Source organism: Paenisporosarcina sp., from assembly GCF_049671445.1.
GTDB lineage: Bacteria > Bacillota > Bacilli > Bacillales_A > Planococcaceae > Paenisporosarcina.
Window position 1 is genome coordinate 1 of record NZ_JBATUX010000031.1, and the last position, 8,706, is coordinate 8,706.

6 protein-coding genes and 1 pseudogene are annotated in these 8,706 nt (G+C 38.7%); 6 read left to right on the forward strand and 1 reads right to left on the reverse strand.

Annotation, left to right across the window (positions count from 1 at the left end; all coding sequences use genetic code 11):
• The 5 genes and pseudogenes from WBG45_RS05225 to WBG45_RS05245 form a co-directional block, all read left to right on the forward strand.
• Nucleotides 1–300 (forward strand): annotated as a pseudogene (locus WBG45_RS05225) (hypothetical protein); the annotation flags it as partial.
• Nucleotides 301–310: 10 nt separating this feature from the next.
• Nucleotides 311–1,303 (forward strand): AAA family ATPase, encoded by a 993-nt coding sequence (locus tag WBG45_RS05230; protein WP_424412729.1) that lies wholly within the window; start codon nt 311–313, stop codon nt 1,301–1,303.
• The gene (locus WBG45_RS05235) at nt 1,300–2,175 is read left to right on the forward strand and encodes a DUF58 domain-containing protein (protein ID WP_424412730.1); all 876 of its coding nucleotides are present in this window, start codon (nt 1,300–1,302) and stop codon (nt 2,173–2,175) included. Before WBG45_RS05230 ends, WBG45_RS05235 begins: the two co-directional genes overlap by 4 nt.
• Nucleotides 2,176–2,187: 12 nt before the next feature.
• Nucleotides 2,188–3,957 (forward strand): vWA domain-containing protein, encoded by a 1,770-nt coding sequence (locus WBG45_RS05240; RefSeq protein ID WP_424412731.1) that lies wholly within the window; start codon nt 2,188–2,190, stop codon nt 3,955–3,957.
• Nucleotides 3,941–6,541 (forward strand): VWA domain-containing protein, encoded by a 2,601-nt coding sequence (locus WBG45_RS05245; protein WP_424412732.1) that lies wholly within the window; start codon nt 3,941–3,943, stop codon nt 6,539–6,541. Before WBG45_RS05240 ends, WBG45_RS05245 begins: the two co-directional genes overlap by 17 nt.
• A gap of 395 nt (nt 6,542–6,936) precedes the next feature.
• Here the strand turns inward: WBG45_RS05245 and WBG45_RS05250 are convergent, their stop codons facing one another.
• Nucleotides 6,937–8,124 carry an MFS transporter gene (locus WBG45_RS05250; RefSeq protein ID WP_424412733.1) on the reverse strand — a complete coding sequence of 396 codons (1,188 nt, stop codon included), beginning with the start codon at nt 8,122–8,124 and terminating at the stop codon, nt 6,937–6,939.
• Between the two features lie 259 nt (nt 8,125–8,383).
• Between WBG45_RS05250 and WBG45_RS05255 the strand changes: the two genes are divergently transcribed.
• Complete coding sequence (locus WBG45_RS05255; RefSeq protein WP_424412734.1) at nt 8,384–8,647, forward strand: hypothetical protein; 264 nt, start codon at nt 8,384–8,386, stop codon at nt 8,645–8,647.
• The last annotated feature ends 59 nt before the right edge of the window (nt 8,648–8,706 follow it).

Here is an 8,706-nt window from a genome sequence, read left to right on the forward strand (position 1 = left end):
CAGTCAGCGGGCGGTTTACAAGGTGGACTGGGTTCAGGTAGTCGAGATTTATTATCTGTACCATCAAGACTTGGTGGATCTAGTGATTCCACAGTAGATAGTGGAAAAATGGGAGAAGGATCTTCAGCAGAAGAGCAAGAGAGCGCAGTTCCTGTTACAAAAGGAACTGTTAGGCCGTATGGCGATGTCATTGGATCGTATAAAGACTCTTACTTAAAAAGTTCAGATCGTCTTCAGTTGCCACCAGACTTACAACGAATCGTTCAAGACTATTTTTCATCAATTGAATCAAGCCAATAGGAGGTTGAATATGTCATTTACACCACAAAACTACGAAGAAATGAGTCAACGTTTAGACCAAGTAAAACAAGAAATTGGGCAATTTATTGTAGGACAACAAGAAGCAGTGGATTTCACATTGTACTCAGTTTTAGCGGATGGTCACGCTTTACTTGAAGGTTTGCCAGGATTAGGAAAAACGATGTTGATTCGCACGATTTCAGATGTTTTGGATTTATCTTTTTCACGAATTCAGTTCACACCAGATTTAATGCCTTCAGATATTACGGGTACCAGTATGATTGAGCGTACAGATGAAGGGAAGCAAATATTTTCATTTAAGGAAGGTCCCATTTTCAGTCAAATGGTTTTAGCCGATGAAATAAATCGGGCAACCCCCAAAACACAGAGTGCCTTGCTCGAAGCCATGGGGGAGAAAACCGTAACCGTTTTGGGAGATACAAAACAAATGGCTCGTCCATTTTTTGTTCTTGCAACTCAAAATCCAATTGAAATGGAAGGTACATATCCGCTTCCAGAAGCTCAAATGGACCGTTTTTTATGCAAAATTCATGTTAATTACCCAACAAAAGAAGAGCTAAAAGAAATAATTTTGAGAACAACTGGTTCCAAAGTTATTCAACTTCAAAAAGTCATGAATACAGCCGATTTAATTATTGCTCAACAAATGGTGAAAGAGGTACTTATAGCGGATGATATGCTTGATTACGCGATTGATTTAACTTCGGCTACACATCCGAGTGAAGATGCTACTGAAGACGTAAAACAATATGTCCAATACGGCAGTGGACCGCGTGGGCTACAAAGTCTAATTCGTTTAGCTAAAGCAAGAGCTCTTGTAGCTGGACGTTATCATGTCTCAATTGCAGATATTAAATCAGTGGCCACACCTGCTCTTCGTCATCGCATGTTGTTAAATTATGAAGGTGAAGCTGAAGGAAAGACAGCAGATTCCATCCTTGAAAGTTTACTTCAATCCATAAAACAAGGCCAGACAACATGAGCCAAATATCCATTTTGCCGGAGGATTGGTCTGCAAAAATTGGACGTTTACAAATTGCTACGAAATCGAAACTGCGCGGACAACATAAAGGTTCACATCGATCGATGCGGTTTGGCTCGTCTCTCGACTTTTCGGACTTTAGAGAATATCATCCTGGCGACGATGTTCGTCAAATTGATTGGAACGTCTTTGGGAGAACGGATAAATACTTCATTAAGCGTTTTTTAGATGAACAAGAAATGCGCGTTCATATTTTACTAGACAGTTCAAAATCGATGCAGGAAGACAAAAAGTGGCTACTAGCTAAGCAACTAACGATTTCACTTGGACAACTCGTATTAGGTAGAGATGATCGCCTTTCATTTGCGACGCCAACTGAGGAGAAAATAGCGCCTTTTAGAAGAAAAGGTGCTATGTATAGAAAGGCTTTTTCATCTTACATAACCAATTTAAGTGAGTCTAAAAGTAACTCCTTATTCACTAGCCAGGCTTTACAGCATATTGCGAAGGACAGTACCGTATTATTTATCATTTCTGACGGATTAGAAGCGATAGATGAGTGGGGAAAAGTTTTACGTAGATTACCAAAATTTTCACAAGACATACGATTAATTCTTGTGCAATCGAGCGATGAAATCGCACCAAGTTTTGCTGGAGATTTACAATTGATTGATCGGGAGACTGAAAAGAAGTTGAATGTCTCCGTCTCGAGGCGAGTTGTAGAAGATTATGAAAAGAAAAGACAGCAGCATTTTTTGGAACTTGATGCACTTTGTCGTCGTTTTGGCATTCATACATTGAAAGTCGAAACTAAAGATGATATTAGTCATATTCTTTTCCATCAAATGATTCGGTCAAACTGGATAAACTGAGGTGAGCCGTCTATGGGCTTTGGACAATTAGCGTTTTTGTGGACGGCGATCATCCCGATCACTGTTTTACTTTATTATTTCTTTCGAAAAAAATATGTAGAAAAAACGATTTCTTCCACGATGTTTTGGGAAACCGTGATGAAAGAAACAAAAGTTTCTCCTTATCTTCAAAACTTGCAACGAAATGCCTTATTTTACTTACAAATGCTTGCATTGTTTCTTTTGATGTTTGCCTTATTGCACCCATACCTAAAATCTCAAGCGATTGCCGGTGAACATATTATTTGGGTTGTGGATACTTCTGCGACTATGCTTGCTACAGCCGATGATGAGTCCGTTTTTGATAAGCATAAAAAAGAAATGATGAAACTATCGGAACAATTAGCAGGAAAACCATTAACTTTAATGACTACAGGGGAAGAACCGACGATCTTATTACGTGATGAAACGAATGTGTCCATAATAAAATCCACAATTGATAAGTTAGCAGTTCAATATGAACAAGAAAATTTATCAAAGATGTTGGACTTTACGAAATCTCTCTTAAAAGGGAAAGAAACATCTATTTATTTGTTCACTGATCATGTAGAGCGAAGCGAATTGCCAGTAGAAAACGACAAGGTAACCTGGTTTGTTAAAGGTTCTCCAGAGAATTTGATAAATGTTTCTATCCTCCGATTTGGAGCTACTTCAACCGATAAAGGAATATCAGCACTAGCTCAACTATCGAATGATGCAGCAATTGGACAACAGGGGACTTTTGAAATTAAGTCTATTGGAAATGGTAGCGTAATTGTCAAAGAATCGGTGGAGATTCCCGCGAATGATACATTATCCTTATCGTTTAAAGATTTACCGAACTCCACTGGATTAGTCGCGTCTCTTACTATAGAAGATAACTATGCTGTTGATAACGAATCGACCGTTCTTCTACAGCAACCAGCATCCCAAACTTATGTCGATGGAAGTTTACATCAACTGGTAACTTCCGCTTTTCAAGCGATGGATATTCCGGTCAGTTCCGTGCCTACTGAACAATTAGCAGATCTCTCAGAAGGAGCAATTGTTGTGACGAATCAAACGGAACAACTAACGGCTTCCAAATTACCTGTCATGTTAATTGGTCGTAATGATGAAAAGGCTAAAGAAGTGAACGGAGTGATAACCACCGAACGTGATGATGTGTTTGCTTATGTAGAAATGAAAGATATCTTTGTTAGTAGTTTATATCCGTCATTTCCTAACTATGAAACCATCGCGAGAGTGGGAGATGACCCATTTATTCAACGTTCAGATAAAGGTGATTTAATTATCTTAGCGGATATTCAAATGACCGATTGGCCGCTCCATCCGTCTTTCCCATTGTTCCTATGGAGTTCCAGAGAACAAATGTCTATGAATAGTAACAATCTCGGCACTTTTTCTCCAAATGAGAGAAAGGCACTTTCTCTAGTTACAGATGAAACAGCAGAAGAGTGGGAGATTTTTTCAAGTAATGATGAATATATTAGTTCTTTTGAAGATGGTGGTCAATTCTTTGCACCAAGCAAACCTGGCCTTTATTTCGTCAAGTCCGGTCAAAATGAAAAACAATTTGCCGTTGCATTAGAACAGCAAGAGAAGCATATTGAAAATGGAACATCATTTACAATTGGCAATGCGTCACAAGATGGTGTTCAGGAAACGGTTAAAACATCGCTTGTGCCATGGTTTTTACTTCTCATTGTTCTGTTATTAATCATTGAATGGGAGGTGCAACGACGTCGTGGGTTTACGAATTGAATCTCCTATTTGGCTACTATTATTTCTTTTTCCAGCCATATATTTCACATTTGCTTGGTGGAAAAATCATAAACACTTTAGACGTGAACACACCATCATATTTACCATTCGCGTAATTGCGGTAAGTTTATTGATTTTTGCTTTGACCATGCCAACATTATTATTGCCTATAAAAGAAGAGCAAATATTATTTGTTGTAGATCGATCAGCTTCTACAGATGGTACTGAACAGCAATCTACGGAGTTTCTTGTTAGAGCACTCTCTGAAAAGAAAGAACACCAAGCAGTTGGCTTATATTCTTTTGATGAGAAATTTCAAACACAAGTGCCCTTATCATTAGATACAGAGGATGTTCCGGATTTTATCGACTCTGAAAATGAGAGTCTGACAAATATTGCTGAAAGTATTCAACTTGCAAGTAACTTAGCTGATCAAAAGAAAGCAACTCGAATCGTCCTGTTGACCGATGGTTTAGAAAATAGTGGTTCTGTTTCTGACCAACTTTCACGAATGGCTGGCAGTCATGTTGAAATCGACACGTACGTATTAAATCGACCACAATCAGACGATGTAGCCATTACGAGCTTTGAAACACCACCAGTTGCTTTTGAAGGCGAACAACAACAACTTATCGTACAAGTGGAGTCAACAAAAGCTGTGACAGGAGAATTAATCCTTTCCCAAAACGATCAAATTCTTTCAAAAGAATCAGTACAAATAGAACCGGGTAACAATACATTTACACTTCGTCATGCATCAACAGGAGAAGGATTGTTAAAATACCAAGTTCAATTAAATATCACAGGTGATGCGTTACTTGAAAACAACAAATTAACGAGTGTGACGATGGTGGAAAGTGCACCAAAATTATTGATTGTAAGTAGTGATAAACTAACATCACCTATCCCGAGCTATATTGATCAAGATGTAGTGAAAACGGATGAAATTTCAGCTTCACAGTTGCCATTTGATTTATCGAATTACTTAGGATACGATGCCATTATTTTTGATAACGTTCCTGGCTATCAAGTTGGTGAAGCTAAAATGACGGTGATTGAACAAGCCGTTAAAAACTTTGGTGTTGGATTTATGATGGTCGGGGGAGATAATAGTTATGGCTTGGGTGGATATTTTAAAACACCTATTGAAAAGCTTCTCCCTGTTGAGATGGAAGTGAAAGGTAAGCAACAATTACCATCTCTTGGTCTCATCATAGTTATGGACCGTTCTGGAAGCATGAGTGGTAATAAATTTGAGTTAGCAAAAGAGGCTGCAGCTCGTTCCGTGGAGTTATTGCGAGAAGACGATACACTCGGCTTTATTGCATTTGATGATCGACCTTGGGAGATTATCGAAGCCAAAACGTTAACGAATAAAGAAAAAGCATTAGAAAAAATATTATCAGTATCCGTGGGTGGAGGAACTGAAATCTATCCAGGGCTAGAACTTGCTTACGAGAGATTGACTGATTTGAAATTACAAAGAAAACATATCATTCTGTTAACAGATGGACAATCAGCCACTCAAAATGATTATGAAGAACTAATTACAGAAGGTCTTTCTGACAATATCACATTATCTACTGTAGCGATTGGTCAAGATGCTGATCGAAATCTTCTAGAAGAACTTGCACAATTCGGTACGGGGCGTTTTTATGACGTCATGGATGAAAGTACCATTCCTGCGATTTTGTCTAGAGAGACCGTGATGATTTCGAGAACCTATATTGAAGATAATCCTTTTTATCCGACGATAAGTGGAGATCCTGTGTGGACGAGTTTATTTGAAGAAGGGGTTCCTCAGTTCAATGCATATATAGCAACGACTGCGAAACAAACTTCAACAGTAATTGCAGAAAGTACCAAAGAAGATCCCGTAATTGCGGAATGGATGTATGGACTAGGGCGGACAATTGCTTACACGTCTGATTCCACTGGTGCATGGAGTGGAGATTTTGCCCGTTTCAATCAATGGGGGAATTTTTGGAACACAGCAGTTTCTAGATTGTTGCCTTCGTATAGTGAAGTACCATTCGATATTCGGAAGTCTGAAGATGGCTCTTATACGGTCTCTGACTCTTCAGGACAGTCTTCATTTTTAGATATTGTTGCAGTAAACGAAGCTGGTGAGGAGATCGACAGCATATCAGAACCCATCGCCCCAGGTAAAAGTAGAGTTTCTTTTGAAGCTGATCCAGGTCTCATTTTTTTACGAATATCAAATGAGCAAGACAGTATGTATCAAGCAGGGATTTCGATTCCTTATAGTGAAGAGTATAAAATTCAGCCACCAAATAAAAGTCTACTGCAAGATATCGCTAATCGAACCGGTGGTCAAGTTGTAACAACACCTGAGCAAACTATGCGAGATATAGGCTACGAAAGCTCAGAGAGTAAAAGCATTCAAAGGTGGCTTATATTACTTGCCATGCTACTATTTTTTGTTGATATTACATTGAGACGTTTTGGATGGGGTATGCTTTCAAGACTTCCTCAAGGATTGAAACGTGACAAACTTGAACCGATTTCAACTCAGCTTGATACAAATGTATCTCAATTGTTGAAAGGGAAAAAGAAGCGCTAACAATCAACTGGCACATACACTCGGTAGTGAAACTAGGAAGATATAAAAGGGGCTTTCTAAAAAGTCATTAATATAAAGTAAGTGGAAAAATTAAGTCTTTTTTCTGTACTTACATTTAAAAATTTTAACCATTATTATTTTCTTGTTTGCACATATTGAACCTATAGTTGATTGGAGTGGAATACGGCGACTCCAGCGGGAATAGCAGTTGTTTTTCTGCACCGAAAGCGAAGCGACAGGTGCATGAGCTGAAGACCCCACAGGAGAGCTTGCTCGACGAGGAGGCTGAAGTCATGCCCGCGGAAAGCGTCCGTTTGCAACGGAAATCGACCTCTACTAAATATGAAAAGGAACTGCCCTTAGTCATAATTTATGACTTTTAGGACAGTTCCTTTTTATAATGGTATGACAACTGTTGATTTCCTGTATGAAATTGTAGCAATAAAGAAACAAATGACTAATATTAAAGTACCCGCGATATAAGGGAAACTCATATTGATATCAAACAGTATCCCCGCAAGAGCTGGACCAATCATATTGCCTAAGCTCATATAAGCATTGTTCATCCCAGCTGCAAATCCTTGTTCATTTCCAGCCTGTTTAGAGATCAGTGTATTTACTGCTGGTCTAAGTAACGAAGCTGCAGTGAAAAACACGCTGGCGACGATTAAGATTGGCCAGAATCCATCTACGAAAAGGATTGAAATCATGGAAAGTGCAGAAACGAGTAAATTCACTAGAATGACTTTGATTTCACCAAAACGGTTAAACAACTTATTAATAACAAACGTTTGTACAATCACACCGACAAAACCACCAGCTGTTATTAAGGCTGCAATTTCGCCTGGAGTAAACCCATATTTTTTATCAACATATAAAGCGATAGTTGCTTGGAAATTGGCGAGGCCAAATGAAAAAACAAGGACAACAATTAACATAACAAAGTATGGGGTGGTCGTTGAACGTTTCATTTGTTTGAGAATGTTTTCGCGTTTGACAGGCACATCAGTCTTCAATATAGTTGGCTTCGTCTTTGGAAGAACAAACATTGATATCGTTGCAGCAATTAGAGCTGCAGCTGTCGCAACATAAAAAGGAAAATGAATACTTACTTCAGCTAAAAATCCTCCGATGGCAGGTCCAATCATAAAACCAAGAGACATGGATGCGCCAAGCAATCCCATCCCCTTACCACGTTCTTCTTCAGTTGTTATATCCGCAACAAATGCCATCATGGGTGGAATGATAAAGGCAGAGCCGACACCACTAAAGAAACGTGCTAAAAATAATATCCATAATTCTGATGCAGCACCAAACATCAATTGAGACAAACCGAAAATGATAAGACCTACGATGATTAAATATTTTCGACCAAATTTATCTGATAAATCGCCAGCTAAGGGAGAAAAAAGAAACTGCGCAAAAGCAAACATCGCAATTAAGAACCCAAGTGCTTGACCAGCCACTCCAAATGTATCTAAATATGCAGGCATAATCGGAATGATTAAACCAATCCCAGCCATAGCAATAAACATATTAAACATCAGCACATATAGTGCAAAGCGATTAGAATTACTCGCCATATTACAGCCTACTTTCTATTAAAAAATGTTTCGAGCCTCTAAAATTTTAACACAAAACTAAAAAAATGCTATTAAAAAACCCTGCTAAATGTTCGAGGCCACTGAAAAAGTACGCTTAATCTATTAAAGCCACCTAATCTCGATTTATCGAGATCGGGCGGCTTTTCTATTTTAAGGCTCTGTTAAAATGGTTTAGTAGATTTCGGTACAGAGCGCTTTCATGTTTCGAAGCTAGCGTAGCGATGCAAAAACTAGAGACTTGAAGACTCCAGCGGGAATAGCGAAGTGTCGAAATCCACTCGAACGATTAGTTCGAATTAGTTCGGCGCAAGCCCGCGGAAAGCGTAGCAGTTTTGCGGAATATCAACCTCCTATTGGTTTGATTATAGCTAAACAACAACTTCCAATGGCGTGTGGAATGCAAAACCGTAGACCGATTACCGATAAAAAAGGAACGAAGAGACATGCGCATTTACTAATAGTCGATGGAAATCAGTTTATGGATCAGCCGATATTCCCCTAAGATTGGTGAATGTTCTTTATATGCAAAAGTTGGGTAACTTAAATTGAATTTACTCAACT